Below are 22833 nucleotides of genomic sequence, written 5' to 3'. Positions count from 1 at the left end.
AGATTTCAAATAAAATAAACAATATTGAAAAAAGTTATTCTTTTAATTGTAAACACATTCTTTTCTTTCCATGCAACAAAGTTATCGTCTTATTAAAAAACAAGAGCAATGGCACTTTGGCAGTGAAGCAGAACTGGAAAATTTTATCTGGGATAATCTGAAAGATATTTTTGATCTCACTCCTCTCAAGAGACAGCATTACATCGACAATAACATTTGCGATATCTTGGCCGTTTCCAAAAATAAAGAACTGGCAATTATAGAACTTAAAAATGCAGGAGATCGGCATGTTATTCAACAGTTAACGAGATACTATTATGCCACTTCAAAACAGAAGCCATTCTCAGATAAAATAGATTATGACCAGCCTGCAATCTTAATTATTATTGCTCCTATATTTCACGATGAAACCTTAATTAACTGCTTATATCACAAACTTGCATTTGAATTATTTCAATTTTCAATAGTCGGTGACTTGCATCCACAATTCAAATTGAAGAAAATCAAAGAAGATGCTATTCACTGTTTTGAAACACCTCTTAAACCAAAGCTAGAGGGTAATCACGAAATCTCACCACCATCACAAGCTTTTTTGAACATACTAGCTCGTTGTGAAAAAAACTATGACACTCATCTTATTTTGAAAATCAGAGAAAAGATACTAGCATTTGATCATAGAGTCTGTGAAATCAAACGAACCCCTAACTTATTTTTATTTGGAAAAAATGAAAAGGACTTCTGTATTGATTTAAGGTTTATCAAAAGAAAATTATTTAAGGATTTTTTTCGTTACGAGTTAGAAATATCTTTCCGCCTACCTATTTCATTCTCAAAGCCCTATAGATTCAGTCGATATACTCTGACGAGTTCACATTTTCAAATGTATCCTCTTATTGAAGGTTTTAAGATAGAAGGGAATCTTAATTGCTTCCACTTAGAAAGAAATACACAAGGGAAGAGCAAAGGATGGATGGGAGGTGCAACATCTCATTTGTTGAGTTTCTATATATATGATTTTTTGTATGCAGAACTTGATCTTGACTGTGAGTGGAATCCAGATGAGTTATCAAAACATCTTGTAAAATATTGCACAATGGAAAACCTGCCTAATCCCCTCGATAGTGCGGAATCTCTTGTGATGTTTTTGGTAGAGATAACATTGAGACTATGGGTAAAAAAGTTTGATGTTAAGTGATGACTTTAAACTCCTTGAGGGCTGGGACGAAGTTATGATTTTCGTGGCTGGGGCGGCTCAGCTTCAGTAGGGCAAATCGTTGTAGCGGCGTTAAATGTTGCCATTGTGCTGGGGTAATTTCTACATTACAATTTTGCGCTTTTTCCAACACTTGGGTCGGAATTTCTGGTTGGAGCCAGGGGGGATTCGGGTCGATATCGAGGACTTTGGCTGGTGTGCCAGTTTTCTCTGTAATCAGACCTTGGAGTGTTTCGTGGTAGAACTTCACCTCAGCAGGGGTTTCACAGGACATCTGAATCAATTGCGTTTTTTCGGCCTCTGTGAGTTTGTGCCAATGGTCGAGTTTCATTTTGACGCCACAGGTATCGAGTTTGTAGCGCATGATCATCGGAATACAGCGCAGCGATGCAATGAAATCCTGCTCGAACCCAAAGAAATCTGTCATGGGATTTTGCCTCAGTAAAAGTTTGAGAATTTACATCCCCCTAAATCCCCCTTCATAAGCTTATCTTGTAGGGTTTTGAAGGGGAGAAACCTTAGACTGTTCAAAACCCTGTTTAATGAAATAAAAACGTTCTAGGGCTTGCCCTACGACTTTAGTTCCAGGCAAAGGTTGTCGTTTTGACGGTGCAAAACCCACTAGTTTCCCTAACGCCACCATTACATCTTTCGCTGTCCCGACTTTTCGCCTTGTTACTCTCTCCAGCAATGCCACTTCTTCTTCTGGTAGTACCTCTGTCGCTACTTGCTCTGGGTTTTCCCTTACTTGATAGGTGATGGCCATTATCTGCCACGCTATCACAGAGTAGAAACTTAAAGCATTAGTCAGGGTATGCACATCGTCAAACTGTAATTTCTCTACCCTTAACCCTCCTGATTTCAACGTGAAATGAAATTGCTCAATGCGCCAACGCATGGCATAAAACTCCACTACTCTTTCCACCTCCTCCCGATTGCCCACAGCTAGACTCGTCAGTAATAACCAAGATGTGCCTGCGGCCTCTTGCTCCACTCTCTCCTGAGTTTTGACATCCACACAGTCGATTTCCTCTGCTATCACGACCGATAACCCTTGAGTTTTATGCCTTGCTGGACTCAAGTCCGCCCGGGGATATACATTCACCTCCCCTGCTTTTAGCCTTACTCTCACTGCTACTTCTCGATTCTTGCGTCGTACCTGTACTGTTTTTTCCCCATATTCCGGCAGATATTGACTCAACTCTGGCAACGATGTCACCCTACCATCCCTGACCAATTCCAGCTTTCTCGGTTCATGCACCCTGACTAATAGTTCTATTTTGTCGCCTCGTTCCGCTTTGAAAAAGTCAAATATATCTGCCTCTCTGTCTTCCACTAGCACTATCTTGTGTTCTACCTCGGTGGTTTCCTCTCTCAAGGCCTCTAATCCTTTAAACCATTTTTCACTTTCTTTTTCCCCCTCTGCCAAGTCCATACTGCCTCCTTTTCTTGTCCAATATTCCTGATAGAACACCCCTAACGGCATCCCTTGTTGATTGAGCAGCATGAGGTTGTGTTGTAATAAACCCTTGATTTTTCCTTGGATTTTGCCAATGCCTGACAGTTGTTGATGTCCCGTATAGTTGTAATAGGTCGTATCTTGGACAGCGATGATGTACTCACCCTCACTCTTGACTGCCCGTTTGATTGTCTCCTGTTGATGACCTGATAGCATGACCTTTGGCGTGAGTTGGTTTCGAGCGAATATCCCTGCAATTGTTTGCCGAAAGCCATTTCCCAAGGCTTGGGAGAATGATAAGCCTGCTTGATTGGTAATCAACTGGCAAGCCCGATGGAGGCTTTTTTTATCTGGGGTCTGAGTTGGGTCAAGGTAAGGTTAAATTCCATTTTTGCTCTTATTATCTTTTTGTTGACGTCATTTTTCTCTTTTGGGCTTTGTGTTTTTAAACCCCTACAAGATAAGCTTCATAAGGGGGACTAAGAGTTCTTTTTTACTCCCGGTGCCACTCGGTAATGCCGCCTGGTTTGTCCACCAGCACAATTCCTTTTTCGGTGAGTAAATCCCGGAGGCGATCGCCTTCTGCATAGTTTTTATTGGCGCGGGCGTCCTTACGCTGTTGGATCAAGTCTTCAATTTCAGCATCGGTTAAACCAGCGGCCTGTTGCTTTGTTTCCGGGACAAAACCGAGGATATCGGCCAATTCCTTAAGGGTGAGCCAGAGAGAGGCGAGAATTTGCGGATTTTGCTGAAGTTTACCTTCGTGGACGAGGATATTTTTCTCTTTTTTCAGTTCCTTGGCCAGTTCAAAGAGGATTGCCAGTCCACCGGAAAAGTTGAGGTCATTGTCAACAATCGCTTTAAATTTCGCCAGTATACCCTTGTCAGCGGTGATATTGTTCGTATCCAAATGTTCTGCCCCAAACAAAAGCGCATCATTGAGGTTTTCCCAGCCCTTGGTGGCAGCGGTGAGGGCTTCGTCGGTGAAATCTAGGGGCTTGGTGTAGTGGGCCTGGAGGATAAACAAGCGCACCGCCATCGGGTCATATTTTTGCAGGAGGTCGCGGATCGTGATGAAGTTGCCGAGGGATTTGGACATTTTTTCCCCTTCCACTTTCACCATGCCGTTGTGCAACCAATATTTCGCTAAAGGCTGACCTGTTGCGGCTTCTGATTGAGCGATCTCGTTTTCGTGGTGGGGAAAAATTAGGTCGCTCCCTCCCACATGGATATCGATAGTCTCCCCTAGGCGATCGCGCACCATCGCCGAACATTCGATGTGCCAACCGGGGCGACCTGCTCCCCAGGGGGAATCCCAGGCAGGTTCTCCTGCTTTGGCGGCTTTCCAGAGGGCAAAATCGAAGGGGTCATGTTTTTTCGGCGCATCAGGATCTTCTGTGACACGACCGCTAGCCCCTGCTTGCATATCATCTAATTTGCGGCCAGAGAGTTTCCCATAGCCATCAAACTTGCGCACCGCATAGTACACATCCCCCTGGGAGGCATAGGCAAAACCCCGTTGTTCGAGGTCGTGGATCAGCTTTTGAATCCCATCTAAACTGTGGGTTGCCCTAGGATATTCATCGGCGGGTTGAATGTGGAGCGCTTCCATATCCTCGAAATAGGCTTCGATAAATTTTTCGGCGATCGCCCCCATGGAACTTTTTTCTGCCCGCGCCCGATTGAGAATTTTGTCGTCAATATCAGTGAAATTTTGGATGTAATGCACCTCATAGCCTGACCATTGCAAGTAACGTCGCACCACATCCCAGATCAAACAGGTGCGTGCGTGACCCAGGTGGCAATAGTCATATACCGTAATCCCACAGCAGTACATCCGCACCCGATTAGCTTCGAGGGGTTCAAAGGGTTCAGAACGGCGATGGAGGGTATTGTAAAGACTGAGGGACATGGTAAGCACTGGCGTTGAGCGTGTTTCATTCTAACCCACGATTGCCCAGGGAATTCAATCCCCATTGAGTCCTGCCGTTACAGTTTTTTGAACCTAGGCGATCACCCCAAAAGACGGTGTTAGGTTGAAGGTAATTCTTCTCCTGGAGGTCAGCCCATGGCCACTTCATCATCTCGTAAACCGTTGTCCCAACGTTCCCTCACCCTCCTCCTCAGTGGTTGTTTGTTAGGGGGACAGATCCTCGCGGGCTGTCAGATGGCCTCCCAAAGAAGTCCGGAAACAGGGATGGATGCCATGGCCCCCCAAGTGGCAGAAACGGAGTCCATGCCGGTGATGCCACCCCCCGATGGAGACATTCCCCAGGAAGTGCCGGATCTCTCCCAAGAGGACTACAACCTCATCCGTGATAATCCTTTCCAATTGGTGCGCACCGAACCACTGTCTACCTTTGCCCTTGATGTAGACTCCGGAGCCTATAGTAATGTGCGTCGCTTTTTAGATGATGGTCAGCTTCCTCCCGTTGATGCCGTGCGTCTGGAGGAGATGATTAACTATTTCACCTACGACTATCCGGCCCCGGACGATCAACCCTTTGCCATTAACACCGAACTCTCCCAGGCTCCCTGGCAACCCCAGCACCAGCTCCTCCGCATCGGCATTAAAGGCCAGGAAATTGAAAATGAAGCCCTCCCCCCCAGCAATTTGGTGTTTCTCTTTGATGTGTCGGGGTCGATGAATGATCCCGATAAATTGCCGCTTCTCAAGTCAGCTTTTCGGTTATTGGTAAATGAGCTGCGCCCGGAGGATCGCGTTTCCATTGTGGTATATGCCGGGGCAGCGGGTTTAGTTCTGCCCTCGACGTCTGGGGCCGAAAAGGAAACCATTCTGGCGGCCTTAGATAATTTAGAAGCAGGCGGTTCCACAGCGGGTGGTGAAGGCATCGAACTGGCCTACCAGGAGGCGGCGGAAAATTTTCTCGACAATGGCAATAATCGGATTATCCTCGCCACCGATGGTGATTTTAATGTGGGGATGTCCAGCGATGCAGAACTAATTCGTCTGATCGAACAAAAACGCGAACAAGATATTTTTCTCACGGTGCTGGGCTTTGGTACAGGCAATCTCAAGGACGCCAAGATGGAGCAGCTCGCCAATAATGGCAATGGAAATTACGCTTACATTGACAACATCCTTGAAGCGAAAAAGGTGCTGGTAACGGAAATGGGTGGCACGCTTCTAACTTTGGCAAAGGATGTAAAAATTCAGGTGGAATTTAACCCGGCCCAGGTGCAAGCTTATCGCCTGTTGGGTTATGAAAATCGTCTGTTAGCGGCCCAGGATTTTAATGACGATACCAAAGATGCGGGGGAATTGGGGGCTGGCCATACGGTGACGGCTCTCTATGAAATTGTGCCGGTGGGTGTTGATTCGCCCGTGGAGTTGCCGACGGTGGATGATTTGAAATACCAAGAAACGCAATCCAATTCGGGGAATTTTGCGGGGGAATTGCTGCAATTGAAGCTCCGCTATAAACCCCCCACTGGCGATAATTCGGCACTGATCACCCAGGCGATCGCCAATGACAGTACACCCTTAGATCAAGCCTCTCCAGATTTTCGGTTTGCGGCGGCGGTGGCAGAATTTGGGATGCTATTGCGGGACTCCCCCTACCGTGGCGAAAGTTCCTTTGATCAAGTTCTAGAACTGGCCCAGGGCAGCAAAGGGGTAGATTCCGAAGGCTATCGCAGTGAATTTATCCAACTGGTTAAAACGGCCCAGGCTTTGAAATTTTAAGGAAGAAGGCCGATGCAGTTTTTTGTTCTCCCGTAGGTTGTGGGTCAGGCGATCGCCAAGTGCATAGGGTCTGCTACCTGGCCACTACATAGCACCACGAAATGAAACATATCCTTCGGAGAACAGATCAATGAAAATCACACGACGCACCATTGGCAAAGGTTTAATGCTTGGCACCATGATTCTAATGGGCAGTGGCTTTAGTGCGAATGCCGCCCCCCTTTCTAGTACTGGCCCCCTGCCTTCTGTCGGCTGCCCAAGTAATTTACCCCAGCACCACTGTTGGCTGAGAACAACACCGACCGGGCCGATTAACCCTGGCATGGTTGCAACGCCGCTCCCCTCCGCCCAAGCCCAACCTCAACCTCTGACCTGTCCAGAAGGTTGGCAGCCCCGGCCCCAGGAAGTAAATTTCCAGCTTGGCCCTTGTCTACCCGGCACTATTGTGACCCCGACTCCCCAACCCCAGGCGGAACTTCTCCTTCCTGCTATTCAAAAAATGCATTTGGGTCTGCCCAGAAGATAACTCACAAAAAACAAGATCACCATGGTGCTGTTTTCTGAAAACTTTGACCGGGGTGATCTTATTTCTTGATTTGATTTAAGCGAGTTCAAAGAAACCGTTCGGTTACCTAAGTAACATCCGTATAGGCTTCAAGATCCATAAAAGGAGAACTATAGGGCTCAAGATCCATAAAAGGAGAGCTCAAAAACTCCTCTGCTTTGATGGGACGACTAAACAAAAAGCCCTGGATTTCATCACAGTTAAATCGCGTCAAAAATTCTAACTCTCCCTCATCTTCAACCCCTTCAGCAACTACCTTAAGGTTGAGATTGTGGGCCATTTCAATAATTGCGGTGATAATCGTTGCATTAACACGGTTCCGATGAATCCCATGGATAAAGGAGCGATCTAGCTTGAGGGTATCAAAGGAAAACTGCTGCAAATAGCTTAAAGAAGAATAACCCGTGCCGAAATCATCTAAAGCAATTTTCAAACCCAAAGACCGCAATGCCTTTAAACGTCGTATCGATACTTCCCCATTGTTCACGAGGGTGCTTTCTGTCAATTCCAGTTGGATATCTTGGGGTTGCAATTGATTATTGATAATAATTTGGCTGAGGCGATGGTGCAGATTGAGTTGGGTAAATTGTTTCGCCGAAAGATTGATGGACATATAAAAGTCCTTGAGGCCCGCAAGTTGCCAACGGCGCAATTGGCAACAGGCTTCTTCCATGACATATTCCCCAATCGGGATGATCAAACCGGTTTCTTCGGCCAGGGAAATAAATTGATTGGGCAAAACCAAACCACGGGTTGGGTGAAACCAGCGTAAGAGGGCTTCGGCACCAACCACCTTGCCCGTTTGCAAGTTCATCTTCGGCTGGTAAACAACTTCGAGTTCGTTGCGTTCGAGAGCTTGCCGCAGGTCGGCTTCGAGGGAAACCGTATTCAAACGGCCCACGTTCATTGCTACGGAATAAAAGGCGTGTTGATTGCCCCCTTGTTTTTGAACTCGCAACATGGCTGTGTGGGCATTACTGAGCAGTTCATCAAGGGTAATGCCATCTCTGATGTAGAGGGCGATGCCGATGCTGAGGCTGATAAAGACATCCTGTTGGTCTTCTGTGGTAAAGGGGGAGCTAAAGGCCGCGAGGATTTCTTCGGCAATGTTGACGACTTCGTGGCGATGTTCTAGGGGGTGAAGAATCGCACAAAATTCTGAAGTGTTGAGACTAACGACAGTGCCGTATTTCTCTAAGGTTTGTTGTAGGCGATCGCCTACCTGCTTGAGTAAAGCGCTGACAATACCGTGGCCAAGGTATTCGTTAAGGAGTTGAAAGCGGTCTAGACCAATGGAGAGAAGCGGAGTGGAGGGCACTGTCTCACTATCTTCTTGACCGAGGGGTAACTGTGCCACCACCTTTTCAAAAGCATAGGTAATCCTATTTTGATTCGGTAGACCGGTGAGACTATCTTTCTCGCTCAGTTGGTTTAACTGCTCGGAATAGTATTGTTTAACCTTGGAGTATTTGTTGAGACGTACTTCGACAGCCTTGAGGAGTTCTGCAGCTTGGATCGGTTTCATCAAATAATCATCGGCTCCGGATGCCATTCCCTGGCGGAGTTGCTGACCCTCTGCTTGGGCCGTCAAAAAAATGAAGGGAATCATTTCCGTTGCTTCCTGTTGCTGGAGCCGTGCCAAAACGTCATAACCACTCAAATGGGGCATCATCACATCACAGATGATGAGATCCGGGTGATATTCCTTGGATGCCTGAATTCCTTTTTCACCATCACTCGCTTCGATAACGATGTAGCCAGCATTTGTAAGAATTCTTCGAGTCAGTTTACGGATAACGTAGTCGTCTTCAATGACGAGAATCGTCGTGATTTCTCCGGGATTTTGCAGGCCAGAGGAAACATCATTTTGGATGGGAAGGTTGTTAGGAGACATATTCACTCAGCATCTCAGGGCGTTGGTGGAACATTTTTTCGGGGAAAGAAACCAAGCTATTTGCCATCAGATAATTGGATGTTCGCTGTTTCTGTAAGGATGTTTTCTTTCATTAAGTGCCACAATCATTGCGCTGTAGATGCCAATTGCTATTTCAAAAACGTTGGAGGTTCGGGGTTAAACCTCGGACTAGCGGGGTGGCTACGCGCGAAAAATGTTGGCTCGCTTTAATTTTGGTTTATGAAAATCAAAGGCGCTATGTGTAGAAATGTAACACGGTGATGGGAAAAAAGTAAATCTGGGGTATCTGCTCTAATTTTTTTCCGTGGAAAATTAAAACCAAAAGATTGCTTTCGCTAAGGGAATTGTCTATTTCTGTTGGGCGATCGCCACAGTCGTTTCGGGCAAGGTAGTCAACCGGGGTAGGCGATCGCGCTGTTGAAACAAAATAAAAGCCGCCACCGCCAAGAGAAAATACCCAAAGCCCTTTTGGAGTTGTTTTGCATTGAAATAGCGCCCACTGTAGCCGCCGAGCAAAATTCCCAGGCTCGCCACAAAGGTAAAATTCACCATCAGATGCCAATCAAAAACCACATCAGCCTGGCCAAAATAACCCAGAAATCCGGCGATCGCATTCATCACAATAATCACCAGGGAAGTGCCCACCGCCTCTTTCATTTCCGTCTTACCGAGCAACACCAGGGCAGGCACAATCGCAAAGCCCCCACCAACCCCCACTAGCCCCGTCAAAACGCCGATCCCCAAACCTTCCGTGAGCAACCACAGCCAACAGTAACGGCACACCGGGGCCGGATAATCCTCGAGGTGCGGTTCATTTGCTTGGTGGGCGATCGCCTTGCCACTTTTACGAATCATAAAAATCGCCGCGATCAACATCATCACTGCAAACAGCAATAGCTGCACCGTCCCTGTGATGAAGGGCAACCGGGTTAACTGCGCCCCCAGGAAAGCCCCCACCATGGTCGCCGAGCCAAAAATTCCTGCTTTTTTCAAGTTAATATTCCCCTGTCGCCAGTGGGGCACCAACCCCACGGCACTGACAATGCCGACGATAAACAACGTCATGGCGATCGCACTTTTTGGGTCAACCCCCATCACATAGACCAAAATCGGCACCGCCAACACCGAACCACCGCCCCCCATCAAGCCCAGACTGATTCCAATACAAGCCGCTAAAAAATATCCCAAGAGCTGCATCATATCCTCCAAAAAAAAGCCCCCAGCAACTGTGGGGAGCAATGTCGTTCGTTAAACTTATTTGACTCGGTTGTAGGGGAGACGGGCCAAAATTTTCGCCATGCCGCAGAAGCCCGTAAAGCCCGCAAACATCAACCCAGAGCCGACAAATCCGGTGAGGAGCAAAAACCAAGGGGAGACAAACGCACTTAGTAATGTACCGACGAGGACTAGACCCCCGGCGACAATTTGCACCTGGCGCATCATCGGTAAAGGCGCTTTTTTATCTTCGTTGTAGGGCAAGTTAGCGCCCTTCCAGGCCGTAAATCCGCCGTCAAAATGGGCAACTTGGTAATAGCCTGCCGCAAAGAATAGTTCTGCCGCCCGTCGGGAGCGATTGCCGCTTTGACAATAAAGGATCACATTTTTCGTTGTCTGGGGCACGGTGTCTGCGGTCAAGCGAGACAGGGGAATATTTTGCGCCCCCGCCACATGTTCTCTCGCGTATTCAGCCTGTTCGCGCACATCGAAAACGACGGTATTGGGAGAATTGACCTGGGCGGCAAACTCGGCGGGTGAAAGTTCAAGTAATTGTTGTTGGGTAGTAGTCATTGCACTAAAAAAATGGTGATGATTGGGTGTAATCCGAGACGAAAAATGGCTTGCTTGCCAGGGAAAAAGAGTTAAACATTGCCACAGGCTTGGTTTGCGGGCACTGCTTCCATAATCTTTTTCGGGTCGGGGAGATTGAGGTTATCCATCAGGTGAACAAAGGCTTGGCGATCGCCTTTGAGGCGGGGGTTAAATTGCTTTTCTTCAGCGATGGTCGAAACCATTTGCCCGCGATAATCATGGCCCGGATAAACCAAGGTTTCGGGGGGTAAACGAAATAGTTTTTGAATCGAATCGTAGAGGGTGCCCGCGTCACCACTCTGGAAATCGGTACGGCCACAGCCCCGGATAAACAAGGCATCCCCCGTGAATAGATGGGTGCCATTTGCTAAAAAGGCCATGTGACTATCGGTGTGTCCGGGGGTGGCGATCGCCTGAATTTCGATGGAACCGACCTTGAGCACGTCCCCGTCGGTAACGGAACGATCTGCACAGGCCACTTCTGCTCCCTGGGGAACAATCCCCAAACAGTTCGTTTTTTCCCGGAGCCGACTCGTCCCCGTCACATGGTCAGCATGGACATGGGTTTCGAGACAATACTTTAACGTCAGACCCAGTTCTTGCAGAAGCTTAAGATCCCGCTCCACTTGCTCAATCACGGGGTCGATCAAGGCCGCCTCTTCACTTTCAGGATCAGCCACAAGATAGGTGTAGGTATAGGTTTCGTAGTCAAAAAGTTGGCGAAAGAGCATGGTTCACAAAGACAGCAGCTGAGTGACTAAGCTGGCCGTTAAATATAAGTATATCACTAAAAAGTAATTTATCAATAGAAAATTTTAGGCTTTTTTTAGGTTTCTGGGGGAATTTTCCCCTCGCTCCCCCCGTTTAAATGCCTATACTCATGGTGACGGGGCCAGTCCACCAAAAATCTAAATTCTGCCCATCATTTGACTATTACCCCGCAAATCAAGGGTGTAGGCGTGGAGTTTGTTACATTCAGAAGCGCCATTCCGCCCTATGGTAGACCTAGGCAAAAATTCTGGAAATTTTTGTAAAAAAGGGGTTCTTTTCCTGTTTGATCTTGGGGTGTTCTTTTTTTTAACAACCCTAAGCAATGCTCCCCCTGGGGTGACTCTGCTGTTCAACGATGCACCATTATGCTGATCAACCCATTTCGTCGTCCTTTCCGCAAAAACCTCCGGGCCTATCCACGACCAATGGCAGTCACTAAAAATCACCCACAACATCGCCTCAACCATTGGCTCAAATGGATGATGCCGGGTCTCTCGGTCAAGCGATGGCTCTTGATGAGTGCTTTGGGGGTTCTATTTACGGCGTTGGGGTTGGCGATTTGGCTGAATTTAACCCCTGTTTCCCGGCTGTTGGCCTTGATGGGCGCACTCCTGCAATGGTTAACGGCGGTGGTTCCGAGTAATATTTCTGGGCCAGTGGCGATCGCCGCTGGTTTGAGTCTGATTTTTTGGGGTCAAAATCGCACCTTTGGGGCAATTACCACGGTGCTAAATCCCGACGGGGACGAAGAATTAGTTGATATGCTCCACAACCACCGGCGCTTAAATAAAGGGCCGAAAATTGTTGCCATTGGTGGTGGGACGGGTCTCTCTACCCTGTTGCGGGGCCTCAAGAAATACAGCAGTAACATTACCGCCGTGGTGACGGTGGCTGACGATGGTGGTTCTTCGGGACGACTGCGTCGGGAAATCGGTGTGCTGCCGCCGGGGGATATCCGTAACTGTCTTGCGGCCTTTGCGGACGAAGAAAGACTCCTCACGGAATTATTTCAATATCGCTTTAAGGCTGGCGATGGGTTAGTGGGCCATAGTTTTGGGAATTTATTTCTCACGGCCATGAGCGAAATTACCGGGGATCTCGAACAGGCGGTGCTGGCTAGTTCTAAGGTTTTGGCGATTCGCGGTCGAGTTTTGCCAGCGACCCTCAGTGATGTGAAGCTTTGGGCGAGGATGGCCGACGGCCGAGTTATTGAAGGAGAGTCCAATATTCCAGAGGCTGGTGGACACATTATGGAGTTGGGTTGTTGGCCCGAAAATCCGCCAGCCCTCCCCGCAGCAGTCAAGGCCATTGAGGAAGCTGACTTTATTATCATGGGGCCGGGGAGCCTCTATACCAGCGTGATCCCCAATTTGTTAGTCCCGGAAATTCGCGAGGCGATCGCCCGTAGTGGTGCCCCCCGGATTTATGTCTGCAATATCATGACCCAACCGGGAGAAACCGATGGTTATACCGTTGCTGACCACATCAAAGCCATTGACCGCGCCTGTGGCAAAAAACTCTTTGATGCCGTCCTTGTCCACCAGCGATCGCCGTCGGAAGCGGCCCTCCGTAAATATGCCCTCGAACGTTCCCATCCCGTATTTCTCGACCGCGAAGAAGTGGGGCGACTGAGGCGACGGGTGGTGATTGCCAACATCATGGACGAAGACCCAGACACGGGCTATGTCCGTCACAACCACGAACGTCTAGCGGGAATGTTGGTACGTTGGTTTAGCCGCGCCGCCGAAGTCCAAACTAAAATGGCCCATCCCCCCACCAAATAGATCCTTCCCTGGGGAAGGTGGCTGCTAGGCCGGAAGGGGTAATTTCCCTGGGGAAGGTGGCCGCTGGGCCGGAGGGTGTTCTCCCCTAGAGGGGAGCTAGAGGGGTGATGTTCTACCCCGAAACCCTCGATGTCACAATGCGATCGCGCCCTTCATGTTTCGCTTGATATAAAGCTTTGTCGGCCTGAAAAATGAAGTGCCCCATATCCGCCTGGGGTTGGGGTTGGGCCACATGGAGACCGATGCTGATCGTAATAAATTCACTAATCGGTGACTTTGGGTGGGGAATCTTGGCCTTGGCGATCGCCTTGATCAGTTCCTGGGCAATGTTTTTCGCGCTCGCAAAATCGACATTGGTCAACAACAGCACAAATTCTTCCCCTCCATAGCGGGCTGCCAAGTCCGTTGGGCGACGGGCCATCAAATTTACCCAAGAGGAAACCTGTTGAATACATTTATCCCCTTTTTGGTGCCCATAGTGATCGTTGTAGTTTTTAAAAAAATCAATGTCGATCATCATCAGGGCCAAGGGATACTGATATCGCACCGCCCGCTGCCACTCCTTTGTTAGGGTGAGGTCAAACATGCGGCGGTTAGCAATGCCCGTCAGCCCATCCAAGTGGGAAAGTTCCTCAAGTTCCTGATTTAACATCAAAATTTTCTGCTGGGCCTGTTTTAATGCTTCGACTTGGGCCTGCAAACGGATCGCAAACCACACGGCAATCGCCAATACCAAAGACAAAGAACTGCCTAAAATCAAGATTCCCAAAGCCACCGGATGCTCAAATAAACTCTGGGCCGTATCTTCAGCCAGTAATCTCTCAGAAAAAAAGGCTTGCCACAAGGCAATCGTCAAGGTTAACCCCAGCCACAACAACGCCACAGGAAAGAAAAAAGTGGATACCCGACGGTGAATTTGTAAACTCAACTGGCGCGCCTGGAGAATCACGATCAGACCCACCACCATAAAACCACAGGAGGTATGAACCGCCATTTGCGTCAGCTTCCCCCAACCGTAGGTCGTCTCAATATTCGCAAGATAGCCCAAACAAGCCACCGTCCCCAATCCCATCACCGACGCCCCCAAAAAACTTCCCCCCAGCAAATTTCTTTTCTGTTGCGGCTGCGCAATCAAGAACAATGCAATGCTGGTCAGGAAAAAACAGAGGGCGGTATTGGGGGCCATGCGTCCTGGATGGGACGTCGCCACAACAATGTAATGGCGCATGAAAAATTCATCCAGGGGGAGGTTTAGGCCAAAGATATATTCAGCTAAGGTCAATCCCCCCAAGAGACCGATGAGGATCGCTAGGGCGATCGCCACTCTTTTCATCGGCCCCAAGGCAAACATAGCCAGCCCCACCAACACAAACCCCAGGGCCGTATTAAACTGCATCGGCACAAAACTAGGATGAAGCTGAATAATTTCTGGCAGGCGCAAATACCAACCCAAGATCACAGCAATCCCTAGGGTACAGACCGAGGCAGCACCAAGATAAATCAGGGCTTGGGAAAAGGGAAAACGTTTCATCAGCAGCCTGGAGTTCCACGGGCTGGGGGAGGAAAATATCGCAGTCTAATTTTGCCCGCTATTTCTATTTTGTCCTGTTGGCTCGTAAAAACTAGCAGGGGACGGTGACAAATTTGGTTGGTGATTGGTGAGGATCTTCCTTTTTGCCCCTAGGGCATCGTAGATCGCCCAGATCCCCATGGCCCGCAGGTAGTGACAGGCGCGGAAAGTACCATTGGCTGTAATCGCTTCGGGGGTGCGGAACTGTAACCCATTGTCATAAACCTGTTTCACCACGGCTTCCACCATCCGCAGGGCTTCGGTTTGCATCCCATTACGAATCATTAGGGCGGCAATGCCAAAGTTAATCCCTGTCCACACTTCGAGGGGATGGGTATCATTTTCTTTTTCGGGGGTGCCGTCGGGGTTGAGGCCATTGGCTGCACCAAATTGACCGCCATGAAATTTTTCAAAACAAGCAGTGTAAATGGTAGCCAGGGTTGTGGCAGTGCGATCGCCGGGGTTCACATCCGGAAGACTGAGTAGTTGGGCGTAATATTGACCGCACAGTTGATCGGCCATCACCACGCGGGAATTACTCCCCGTATCCAGGGTGTAGTAGTTGCCGTTCCAGAGGGTGTCTTGGTAGCGGGGCCGGGCCTGGTCGAGCCAGGTGTGGTAGGTGGCGATCGCCTGCTCAAATTCTGCTGCGGAGACTTGATTTTGGTGTTCTTCAAAGTGACTGGGGCTTTGTTGGAGGATTTTTGCCATGGCGATCGCCGCTTCGAGGGCTGCGATCCACAGCCCCCCACAGTAGGCACTGATCCCTTTGAGTTTCCAGTCATCAAAGGTTTGATCCGGTGCCCCTCCATTTTCGGGAATGCCATCGCCGTCTAGATCAAAGGTCTTCAGGTAATCAAGGGCTGTGACGACGCTCCCCCAACAGCTCCAGAGAAATTCCGTGTCCTCGGCCCCGGTCATCACAAAATCCCGGTACACTTGTAGGACAAAATCTGACCCCAAATCTTTCCAGAGGTTGCAATCCTGGTAGGCGGTGTAATTGGTGGCTTCCCAAGGATGTTCGTTCGGCGCTCCCAGATCATGGGGCGTTGCCCCAGCGACTTTGCGGGTGGCCATGGTCTTGTTGTAGCCGATCATCCGTTGGGTATCGTCACTGGTGGGAATCGCCCGGGCAAAGGCTTCTAGCACCGCTTTATCCAGTCGCGGCCAGAGCATCGTCAAACCAAAGGAACCATACATCCGCACATCGAGGCTTTCATACCAGCAGTAGTCGAGGCATTCTAAAACCCCAAACTGACCGACGGGATCATTTTCCGTGGCCGCCGTCCAGAGGCTTCCCCCCTGGGTTAAAAGGTACAGCTCATTAAATAAGGCCATTTTTAGCCAATCCGGCAGGTCATTCCGCCCCAGGATCGGTTGTTGCCAGGCCGCGATCCGTTCTTTCCAGAGATCACTATGTTTCATCGCCGTGCGGATCATTGTCCAGACATTATTCCCACTCCGGCCAAAAAAGTCTGTGTAGCGGCGGAAATAGGTGATATCCGGCGCAAATTCCATCACAGGCAAATCCCAGGCGAGGAAAAAGGGAATTTTCTTGGTTTTGCCGGGTCGGAGCGTAAAGCGTACAGCGATCGCCCCGGCAATTTGTTCCCCAGGCGCAGCCGGTGTTTCATCTTCAATGTCTGGCAGGGAGCCATTCCCGGCAAAATAATCCCACACATCGCGGCCATCCCCCACCGGGTTCCAACGGTTGTGATAAAAGACTTCCAGGGTTGGATTCGTCACCGTCGCAAAACACAGTTGGCCTTCCCCTTCGCTGAGATCCGCATGGGGCCGCACCCGATTCAGCAGGCAGCCGACCCGGTAGCGGTCTTGCACCCATTGGTTTAAATTGCCAGTGCTATCGCCCCAACGGGATTGGTATTCGTACACCGGGGAGCCATCATCCCGCAGCACCACTTCCGGTGTTTTTTGGGCCTTGGTAAACCACCCCACCATATTTTGCCAAGTCATCATAATACTGACGGTGATCGGCTTATCGGTGGGATTGTGGGCCGTCCATTCAAAAACAGCGACGGGATAACTGGTTTCTTGGTAATTCTGGGCAATAATCGGCGAAAACTGCTCACAGGTCAGCTCTGCGGCGAAAACCCCTTGATATTCGTACCAACTGCGTGGGTACAGGGCCGCATAGGTACCTTTCTCAGCGGGATACCATTGCCAACTGTCCAAGGTGCCATCATCAGGGGCGACGGTACTCATGGCGTAGGCTTGGGCTGCTTCTCCCTCCGGCTGTTCAAAGACACTGAATTGACAAGCACCAGCATTGCGAAAGGTGTGTTCCCCCGCATCTAAATGCCACAGATTAAAATCTCCCCGGGGCGATCGCCCGATGCAACCCGCCCCAAACCCACCAAGGGGCATCCCATGCCAGGGGCCATCGTCTAGATTACTGCCATAGCGGACGGTGTAAGGCTGATCCCATCCCAAACCAAGGGGACGTTTCCAGGCACAATCGGGGATGACAGGGGGTTCCGCAAACAGACTCATAGGGACGGGCTGATCTCATGATTAAATACAGCTTTCAGTCTATCGCCTTTATTCCCTCTCCGAACTATCCTCCCTAGAGGGAGGTGGCCGCAGGCCGGAGGGTATTCTCTCCTCATAGGGGAGTTAGAGGGGTGCCTCTAGAGCGGTCTACATGGGTAAAGAACGAAGCCGAACTTTTTCATCATCAACCGATATGGCAACTCCTTGTCGCAATTCTGTGGAACATTGTTCTAAAACGAATGCTAAACGGTCTTCAATGACCTCACGGCTGGCGTTCCCTAAGCGAAAAATGACGACACTCGGCAGCTTCGCCTTTGACAGTGCTAATAAAGTCCCAAAGTCGAGATCAACGGTCAAGATAATGCGATTTTCCTGACGGGCTTTTTCTAAAATTTGTGCATCGGTAAGCTTTTCTAAACCTTGCTCTAGGAGATGAATGGCATCATGGTCTTGGTTGCGTAGCCAGCGCACTGTCTTGGGCGAAATTCCCATGTCTGCCAAAAATTTCATGAGGCCTTGGGTTGCCCCAGGGGAATAATTTTGTCCTCACTTAGCCAAGCCGCATAGAGCATCGCCTGCTGGATATCTTCTGGTTCTAGGTAAGGATAATCATCAATAATCTCGGCTGAACTTTTACCATTTGCTAACAGGTTTAGAATCAGGGAAACCGGTATGCGCATTCCCCGGATGCAAGCTTTACCACCCATGATATTTGGATCAAAAGTAATTCGATTAAGTGCCTGTAGCATTTGTGACCTGACTCGACGGGGGCGATAGGGCTTATCCATTGTTATTTTAGCCAATTCCCTAGACCATTCTCCCTAGAAGGAAGTGGCCGGAGGGTATTCTCCCCTGGAGGGAAGTTAGAGGGGAGTCTCTCAAAAGTCCAAGGTTTTTAGCTAAATTGATATTGTCCAAGGAAAAAAGCTAAGGAGGAGAGGTTAAATGCTGACACAACTACGGATTCGCTCCCAAGTGGATCAAGATGGAAAGGTTCATATCCAAATGCCACCGGAATTGATGGGTCAAGAAATTGAGCTGCTGATCACCGTAGAAACAGAACCAAGCCCAGAGACCGTTGAGGCATTAGGTTATCCGGCAGATTTTTTTGAGACAGTTGCAGGGGGCTGGATGGATGAGTTCGAGCGGGCAGATCAGGGTGAGGTAACGCCGCGGGATTGGGATTAATGATTTATCTCCTTGATACAAATACCTGTATTCGTTTTCTGACAAACCGTAGTAGTGGGGTATTAGCAAAATTCCGGACAGTGCCTCGCCGAGAAATCGTCATGTGTGATGTTGTCAAGGCAGAACTCTTCCATGGAGCCTGGAAAAGTCAACGACGAGAGGAAAATTTACGAATATATCGCCAGTTTTGCGATCAGTATGTCAGTTTGCCTTTTGATGGTCGAGCAGCAGAGATATTCGGGCAGGTCAAAGCCAATTTAGAAAGGCGTGGATTGATTATCGGGGCATATGACCTACAAATTGCCTCAATCGCCTTAGCAAATGACTTTGTCTTAGTAACACACAATGTCAAGGAGTTTAGTCGTGTTGATGGTTTGCGTTGGACAGATTGGGAGTAATGTTCTTTGCTTGAGTGACATTTTATTCAGACCTATTCTCATTTAGGGAAACTTGACTCTTTATCTAAGCCTTAATTTTTAGCTGAAAGCAATTTGGATGAGTGACATTGAACAAAATAAGGGATTTTCACGTCAGAGAAGAATAAACGTTTTCTATGACATTCGAGGGGAGATGGTAAAGATGTTTCAATTCAAACGAACGTTATCGGTAGGGGCGATCGCCACTAGCCTAACCATGATCACCGGGGGAGTTTGGGCGGCAGAAAAACCCACGATCCAAATTGCGATTTTGCTGGATTCTAGCAATAGTATGGATGGCCTCATTGACCAGACCCGCCGCCAGTTGTGGACAGTGGTCAATGCCCTGACAGATGTACGCAAAGATGGCGAGATCCCCGACCTAGAGGTGGCCCTGTACCACTATGGCAATGATTCTTTACCCCCCGACGAAGGCTTTAACCGCCAACTGACAGATTTCACAGCGGAACTGGACGGGGTTTCAGAAGCATTATTTACGATCCGCACCAATGGCGGCCAGGAATATAGCGGCTGGGTGATCCAAGATGCCATCAACCAACTCAATTGGGATAGCGACCCCGAAGACTTTCGGACGATTTTTATTGCGGGGAATGAACCCTTTGATCAGGGGAGTGTGAACTGGGCCGAGGCGGTGAATCTCGCCAAAAATCAAGATGTGCTGGTCAATACGATCTACTGCGGCAATGCCGAAAGTCGCGAGCGGGATCTGTGGGCTGCTGGGGCCGAGTTGGGGGACGGAGCCAATTTTAATATCGACCAAAATCGCGCTGTGGTGATTCAACCCTCTCCCTATGACGCTGAAATTCGTCGCCTAAACGATGAACTAAACCAAACTTATTTGCCCTACGGCAGTCTGGGTGAGCAGGGCTTAGAGCGACAATTGGTACAGGATGCGAACGCTGGGGCCGCCATTGTGACGCGGGGAATCTCGAAAAGCTCTGCCTACTACCGCAACAGTTCTTGGGATCTTGTCGATGCGATCGCCGAAGCAGAAGTAAGCCTTGAAACCCTCGCAGAAACGGCCCTCCCAGAGGAATTGCAGGGTCTTAGTCTGGCAGAACAAGAAGCCTACATCGCCAATACCCAAGCAGAACGCGAACAAATTCAGGCCCAAATTCGTGACCTGACGGCCCAACGGGAGGCCTATCTGAGCAGCTTGCCCAGCGATGAAGACGCGAAGGATACCCTAGACTACGTGATGATCCAAGCGCTGCGGAGTCAACTGGCGCGCAAGGGGTTTGTCTTACCCCGCTAGGGCTATGGGAACAAATTAATCATCTCCTAGCAATTTTGTGGGCAGCGAACCTAGGCTGACCCATTAAAAAATCTTGCTATTTTTTAGATCGGCCACATTGATCATCTTGGCCGATTCGCCACAGGTGCGGGGGGTTGGAAACAGCTTACCGGGATTCGCTAATCCCTTTGGATTAAACGCTTCTCGCACGTAGCCCATGGTTTCAAGATCGGCCTCATTGAACATATCCGGCATATACATTTTTTTGTCCGCGCCGATGCCATGTTCTCCGGAAATACTGCCCCCCTTGGCAACGCAAAGCTTGAGGATTTCGCCACCGACTTTTTCTACGGCTTCTAGATCCCCTGGAATGGCGCTGTTATAAAGAATTAACGGATGTAAGTTGCCGTCCCCCGCATGAAAAACATTAGCAATTTTGTACCCGTGGCGATCGCCAATGGCATTAATCTCGGTTAGCACTTCGGCTAACTTTGTCCGGGGAATCACCCCATCCTGCACGAAATAATCGGGACTAATATTACCCGCCGCCGCAAAGGCTGATTTACGCCCTTTCCACAATTTCAGCCGGGTTTCTGGATCATTGGCGCTGGTGATGTGCCGCGCTCCCTGGGCTAAGCAAATTTCCTTGATTCGTTCCTTTGCTGCCTTGACCTCCGCTGCCATCCCATCAATTTCGATTAACAAAATAGCCGCCGCATCACGGGGGTAACAGTTCAGCTTGACGATATCTTCCACCGCATTAATGCTGAAGTTGTCCATAATCTCCATTCCCGCTGGAATAATGCCCGCACTGACGATCGCCGCTACTGAATTTCCCGCCGCCTCGATAGACGTATAATCTGCCAGAAGCACACAAACCGCTTCCGGTCGCTTCAAAATTTTCAAGGTGATTTCCGTGGCAATACCTAGGGTTCCTTCTGACCCCACAAAAACGCCCATCAGGTCATAGCCCGGCATTTCTGGCACAACGCCGCCGAGGGTGACCACATCCCCCATGGGGGTGACGACTTTGAGTTGGAGCACATGGTTCGTGGTGACGCCATATTTAAAGCAATGGACACCGCCGGAATTTTCCGCCACATTGCCCCCAATGGAGCAGACCGTTTGACTCGAAGGGTCAGGGGCATAGTAAAAGCCAGCCCCACTCACTGCTTGGGTGACCCAATTGTTAATCACGCCTGGCTGCACGGTAATCTGCTGATTTTCCAGATCCACATTCAGGATTTCTCGCATCCGCGCGGTCACGATTAAAATGCCATTTTCTAGGGGCAAAGCACCGCCCGATAAGCCTGTCCCAGCCCCCCGCGCCACCCAGGGGATTTCTTGCTCGTGGCAAAATTTGGCGATCGCCGCAATTTCTGTAGTGGTTCTGGGAAGCACCACCAGGGCAGGCCGTTTACGGTAGGCACTGAGGCCATCACATTCATAGGTGAGAATTTCTTCCTTGCGCCGGACAACGCCATCCCGCCCAACGATTTCCACCAGTCGCCGCCGAATCCAGGGCCAATCTCGTTGTTGCGTTGCGGATACTGACGAAAAAACCATTGCTATTTTCAGGAAAGCACAGTGGTTTCTATCTTATCCCCTGGCTGAGTCGCCCCGGCACAAACCGCAGATTTTGTTACGGTTGCTGGCCCCTAAGCAAACGCCCCCACCAGCGGCAGAGGCGATTGGATAACCCATGATTAATTTCAAGCTCAGAAATCTAAGAACAACTCCTAACGGATTTTCCGGGCTTCTTCGACCATTTGGTCAATGAGCGGCGACAGAATAATTTCCATAGCAAAGCCCATTTTGCCCCCCGGAACAACCAGGGTCGTATGGCGGGACATAAAAGAACCCGGAATCATACTGAGCAGGTAAGGGAAATCAATGGAAAATCTTTCGTAGAAGCAGCGATTGGTGTGGACAATCACAAAGCTCTCATCGGGGGTGGGAATATCCCGCGCAATGAACGGATTAGAGGTATCAACCGTTGCGACCCGTTGGAAATTGATGTGGGTGCGGGAAAATTGGGGCGTGATGTAGTTCACATAGTCGGGCATCCGGCGCAAAATCGTATCAACGATGGTTTCGGCACTGTAGCCACGCTCGGCATTATCCCGGGAAATTTTTTGGATCCACTCTAGGTTGACGATGGGCACAACCCCCACCAACAGATCAACGTACTGGGCCACATCGATGCCATTACCCACGGCGCCCCCATGGAGCCCTTCATAAAAGAGCATATCGCTGTTGGGTTTGATATCTTCCCAGGGCGTAAATTCTCCGGGCTGACAACTGACGCCGAGTCTTTCGTTATGGTGTTCGGCTTCTTCGGGGCTGTGGAGATAGTAGCGTTGTTGTCCGGAGCCCTGTTCGCCATATTCTTTGAAGAGGGCTTCGAGCTTGTCGAGGACGTTCGCCCCAAGGCCAAAGTGACTGAAGTTTTTCCCGGCGGCGGAAGCCTGGGCCATCATGCGGCGCATTTCGACCCGATTATATTTGTGGTAGCTATCACCTTCGATGACAACGGGGTTGATTTGCTCACGACGGAAAATATGCTCAAAGGCGCGTTTTACGGTGGTCGTCCCGGCTCCGGAGGATCCAGTGACAGCAACAATAGGATGTTTTTTAGACATGGATGGTGATAGTAAACGGACAAGGGTAA

General features: G+C 49.4%; 20 protein-coding genes. 7 read left to right on the top strand and 13 right to left on the bottom strand.

What is annotated here, in order from left to right; translation table 11 throughout:
• Positions 1-70 precede the first annotated feature (70 nt).
• Entirely contained in the window at positions 71-1195 is a 1125-nt protein-coding gene (locus AWQ23_RS14365; RefSeq protein ID WP_062436412.1) for an endonuclease NucS domain-containing protein, read from the top strand.
• Here AWQ23_RS14365 and AWQ23_RS14360 read toward each other — a convergent pair.
• The 3 genes from AWQ23_RS14360 to cysS form a co-directional block, all read right to left on the bottom strand.
• Positions 1188-1640 carry a nitrate reductase associated protein gene (locus AWQ23_RS14360; protein WP_062436410.1) on the bottom strand — a complete coding sequence of 151 codons (453 nt, stop codon included), beginning with the start codon at positions 1638-1640 and terminating at the stop codon, positions 1188-1190. The genes AWQ23_RS14365 and AWQ23_RS14360 overlap by 8 nt on opposite strands.
• Before the next feature lie 60 nt (positions 1641-1700).
• Complete coding sequence (locus tag AWQ23_RS14355) at positions 1701-2993, bottom strand: IS4 family transposase (protein ID WP_062431542.1); 1293 nt, start codon at positions 2991-2993, stop codon at positions 1701-1703.
• Between the two features lie 172 nt (positions 2994-3165).
• Positions 3166-4584, bottom strand: a complete 1419-nt coding sequence (cysS, locus tag AWQ23_RS14350; protein WP_062436408.1) for a cysteine--tRNA ligase — start codon at positions 4582-4584, stop codon at positions 3166-3168.
• Positions 4585-4740: 156 nt separating this feature from the next.
• On the opposite strand from cysS, the gene AWQ23_RS14345 reads away from it, so the two are divergent.
• Together AWQ23_RS14345 and AWQ23_RS14340 are read left to right on the top strand one after the other, a co-directional pair.
• On the top strand, positions 4741-6378 hold the full coding sequence (locus AWQ23_RS14345) for a VWA domain-containing protein (RefSeq protein ID WP_062436406.1): 1638 nt from the start codon (positions 4741-4743) through the stop codon (positions 6376-6378).
• A 130-nt stretch (positions 6379-6508) separates the two neighbouring features.
• Positions 6509-6904, top strand: coding sequence for a hypothetical protein (locus AWQ23_RS14340; protein WP_062436404.1), 396 nt, complete (start codon positions 6509-6511; stop codon positions 6902-6904).
• Positions 6905-7010: 106 nt separating this feature from the next.
• Here the strand turns inward: AWQ23_RS14340 and AWQ23_RS14335 are convergent, their stop codons facing one another.
• The 4 genes from AWQ23_RS14335 to AWQ23_RS14320 form a co-directional block, all read right to left on the bottom strand.
• The gene (locus tag AWQ23_RS14335) at positions 7011-8837 is read right to left on the bottom strand and encodes an EAL domain-containing response regulator (RefSeq protein WP_232309008.1); all 1827 of its coding nucleotides are present in this window, start codon (positions 8835-8837) and stop codon (positions 7011-7013) included.
• Positions 8838-9206: 369 nt separating this feature from the next.
• Positions 9207-10058, bottom strand: a complete 852-nt coding sequence (locus tag AWQ23_RS14330) for a sulfite exporter TauE/SafE family protein (protein ID WP_232308922.1) — start codon at positions 10056-10058, stop codon at positions 9207-9209.
• Positions 10059-10112: 54 nt separating this feature from the next.
• A complete protein-coding gene (locus AWQ23_RS14325) occupies positions 10113-10646 on the bottom strand; it encodes a rhodanese-like domain-containing protein (RefSeq protein ID WP_062436400.1) in 534 nt (177 codons plus the stop codon).
• A gap of 71 nt (positions 10647-10717) precedes the next feature.
• A complete protein-coding gene (locus AWQ23_RS14320) occupies positions 10718-11398 on the bottom strand; it encodes an MBL fold metallo-hydrolase (RefSeq protein ID WP_062436399.1) in 681 nt (226 codons plus the stop codon).
• A 405-nt stretch (positions 11399-11803) separates the two neighbouring features.
• On the opposite strand from AWQ23_RS14320, the gene yvcK reads away from it, so the two are divergent.
• Positions 11804-13222: a gluconeogenesis factor YvcK family protein gene (gene yvcK, locus AWQ23_RS14315; protein ID WP_062436397.1), complete on the top strand. Its 1419-nt coding sequence runs from the start codon at positions 11804-11806 to the stop codon at positions 13220-13222.
• Between the two features lie 112 nt (positions 13223-13334).
• Here yvcK and AWQ23_RS14310 read toward each other — a convergent pair whose 3' ends face one another.
• The 4 genes from AWQ23_RS14310 to AWQ23_RS14295 form a co-directional block, all read right to left on the bottom strand.
• A complete protein-coding gene (locus AWQ23_RS14310) occupies positions 13335-14753 on the bottom strand; it encodes a diguanylate cyclase (protein WP_062436395.1) in 1419 nt (472 codons plus the stop codon).
• Between the two features lie 45 nt (positions 14754-14798).
• A complete protein-coding gene (locus AWQ23_RS14305) occupies positions 14799-17303 on the bottom strand; it encodes a GH116 family glycosyl hydrolase (protein ID WP_232308921.1) in 2505 nt (834 codons plus the stop codon).
• Positions 17304-17450: 147 nt separating this feature from the next.
• Positions 17451-17813 (bottom strand): DUF5615 family PIN-like protein, encoded by a 363-nt coding sequence (locus AWQ23_RS14300; RefSeq protein WP_062436393.1) that lies wholly within the window; start codon positions 17811-17813, stop codon positions 17451-17453.
• A complete protein-coding gene (locus tag AWQ23_RS14295; protein WP_030008073.1) occupies positions 17810-18052 on the bottom strand; it encodes a DUF433 domain-containing protein in 243 nt (80 codons plus the stop codon). The genes AWQ23_RS14300 and AWQ23_RS14295 overlap by 4 nt, the downstream gene beginning before the upstream one ends.
• A 196-nt stretch (positions 18053-18248) precedes the next feature.
• On the opposite strand from AWQ23_RS14295, the gene AWQ23_RS14290 reads away from it, so the two are divergent.
• The 3 genes from AWQ23_RS14290 (at position 18249) to AWQ23_RS14280 (ending at position 20183) form a co-directional block, all read left to right on the top strand.
• Entirely contained in the window at positions 18249-18491 is a 243-nt protein-coding gene (locus AWQ23_RS14290) for a hypothetical protein (protein WP_062436391.1), read from the top strand.
• On the top strand, positions 18491-18889 hold the full coding sequence (locus AWQ23_RS14285) for a type II toxin-antitoxin system VapC family toxin (protein ID WP_062436389.1): 399 nt from the start codon (positions 18491-18493) through the stop codon (positions 18887-18889). Before AWQ23_RS14290 ends, AWQ23_RS14285 begins: the two co-directional genes overlap by 1 nt.
• 181 nt (positions 18890-19070) lie before the next feature.
• Positions 19071-20183 carry a VWA domain-containing protein gene (locus tag AWQ23_RS14280; RefSeq protein WP_062436387.1) on the top strand — a complete coding sequence of 371 codons (1113 nt, stop codon included), beginning with the start codon at positions 19071-19073 and terminating at the stop codon, positions 20181-20183.
• A gap of 63 nt (positions 20184-20246) precedes the next feature.
• On the opposite strand, the gene glcD is transcribed toward AWQ23_RS14280, so the two are convergent.
• The gene (gene glcD, locus AWQ23_RS14275; RefSeq protein ID WP_062436385.1) at positions 20247-21728 is read right to left on the bottom strand and encodes a glycolate oxidase subunit GlcD; all 1482 of its coding nucleotides are present in this window, start codon (positions 21726-21728) and stop codon (positions 20247-20249) included.
• 173 nt (positions 21729-21901) lie between these two features.
• Positions 21902-22804 carry a phosphoribulokinase gene (locus AWQ23_RS14270; RefSeq protein WP_030008311.1) on the bottom strand — a complete coding sequence of 301 codons (903 nt, stop codon included), beginning with the start codon at positions 22802-22804 and terminating at the stop codon, positions 21902-21904.
• Between the last annotated feature and the right edge of the window lie 29 nt (positions 22805-22833).

Origin of the sequence: Picosynechococcus sp. PCC 73109, assembly GCF_001521855.1 — a bacterium.
Classification (GTDB): domain Bacteria; phylum Cyanobacteriota; class Cyanobacteriia; order Cyanobacteriales; family MRBY01; genus MRBY01.
This window is presented reverse-complemented; position numbering and strand designations above follow the sequence as displayed.

Bases quoted from the DNA above. Each gene is read 5' to 3' on its own strand.
- AWQ23_RS14365 (WP_062436412.1), top strand. From the start codon at position 71: ATGCAACAAAGTTATCGTCTTATTAAAAAACAAGAGCAATGGCACTTT.
- AWQ23_RS14360 (WP_062436410.1), bottom strand. From the start codon at position 1,640: ATGACAGATTTCTTTGGGTTCGAGCAGGATTTCATTGCATCGCTGCGC.
- cysS (WP_062436408.1), bottom strand. From the start codon at position 4,584: ATGTCCCTCAGTCTTTACAATACCCTCCATCGCCGTTCTGAACCCTTT.
- AWQ23_RS14345 (WP_062436406.1), top strand. From the start codon at position 4,741: ATGGCCACTTCATCATCTCGTAAACCGTTGTCCCAACGTTCCCTCACC.
- AWQ23_RS14340 (WP_062436404.1), top strand. From the start codon at position 6,509: ATGAAAATCACACGACGCACCATTGGCAAAGGTTTAATGCTTGGCACC.
- AWQ23_RS14335 (WP_232309008.1), bottom strand. From the start codon at position 8,837: ATGTCTCCTAACAACCTTCCCATCCAAAATGATGTTTCCTCTGGCCTG.
- AWQ23_RS14330 (WP_232308922.1), bottom strand. From the start codon at position 10,058: ATGATGCAGCTCTTGGGATATTTTTTAGCGGCTTGTATTGGAATCAGT.
- AWQ23_RS14325 (WP_062436400.1), bottom strand. From the start codon at position 10,646: ATGACTACTACCCAACAACAATTACTTGAACTTTCACCCGCCGAGTTT.
- AWQ23_RS14320 (WP_062436399.1), bottom strand. From the start codon at position 11,398: ATGCTCTTTCGCCAACTTTTTGACTACGAAACCTATACCTACACCTAT.
- yvcK (WP_062436397.1), top strand. From the start codon at position 11,804: ATGCTGATCAACCCATTTCGTCGTCCTTTCCGCAAAAACCTCCGGGCC.
- AWQ23_RS14310 (WP_062436395.1), bottom strand. From the start codon at position 14,753: ATGAAACGTTTTCCCTTTTCCCAAGCCCTGATTTATCTTGGTGCTGCC.
- AWQ23_RS14305 (WP_232308921.1), bottom strand. From the start codon at position 17,303: ATGAGTCTGTTTGCGGAACCCCCTGTCATCCCCGATTGTGCCTGGAAA.
- AWQ23_RS14300 (WP_062436393.1), bottom strand. From the start codon at position 17,813: ATGAAATTTTTGGCAGACATGGGAATTTCGCCCAAGACAGTGCGCTGG.
- AWQ23_RS14295 (WP_030008073.1), bottom strand. From the start codon at position 18,052: ATGCTACAGGCACTTAATCGAATTACTTTTGATCCAAATATCATGGGT.
- AWQ23_RS14290 (WP_062436391.1), top strand. From the start codon at position 18,249: ATGCTGACACAACTACGGATTCGCTCCCAAGTGGATCAAGATGGAAAG.
- AWQ23_RS14285 (WP_062436389.1), top strand. From the start codon at position 18,491: ATGATTTATCTCCTTGATACAAATACCTGTATTCGTTTTCTGACAAAC.
- AWQ23_RS14280 (WP_062436387.1), top strand. From the start codon at position 19,071: ATGTTTCAATTCAAACGAACGTTATCGGTAGGGGCGATCGCCACTAGC.
- glcD (WP_062436385.1), bottom strand. From the start codon at position 21,728: ATGGTTTTTTCGTCAGTATCCGCAACGCAACAACGAGATTGGCCCTGG.
- AWQ23_RS14270 (WP_030008311.1), bottom strand. From the start codon at position 22,804: ATGTCTAAAAAACATCCTATTGTTGCTGTCACTGGATCCTCCGGAGCC.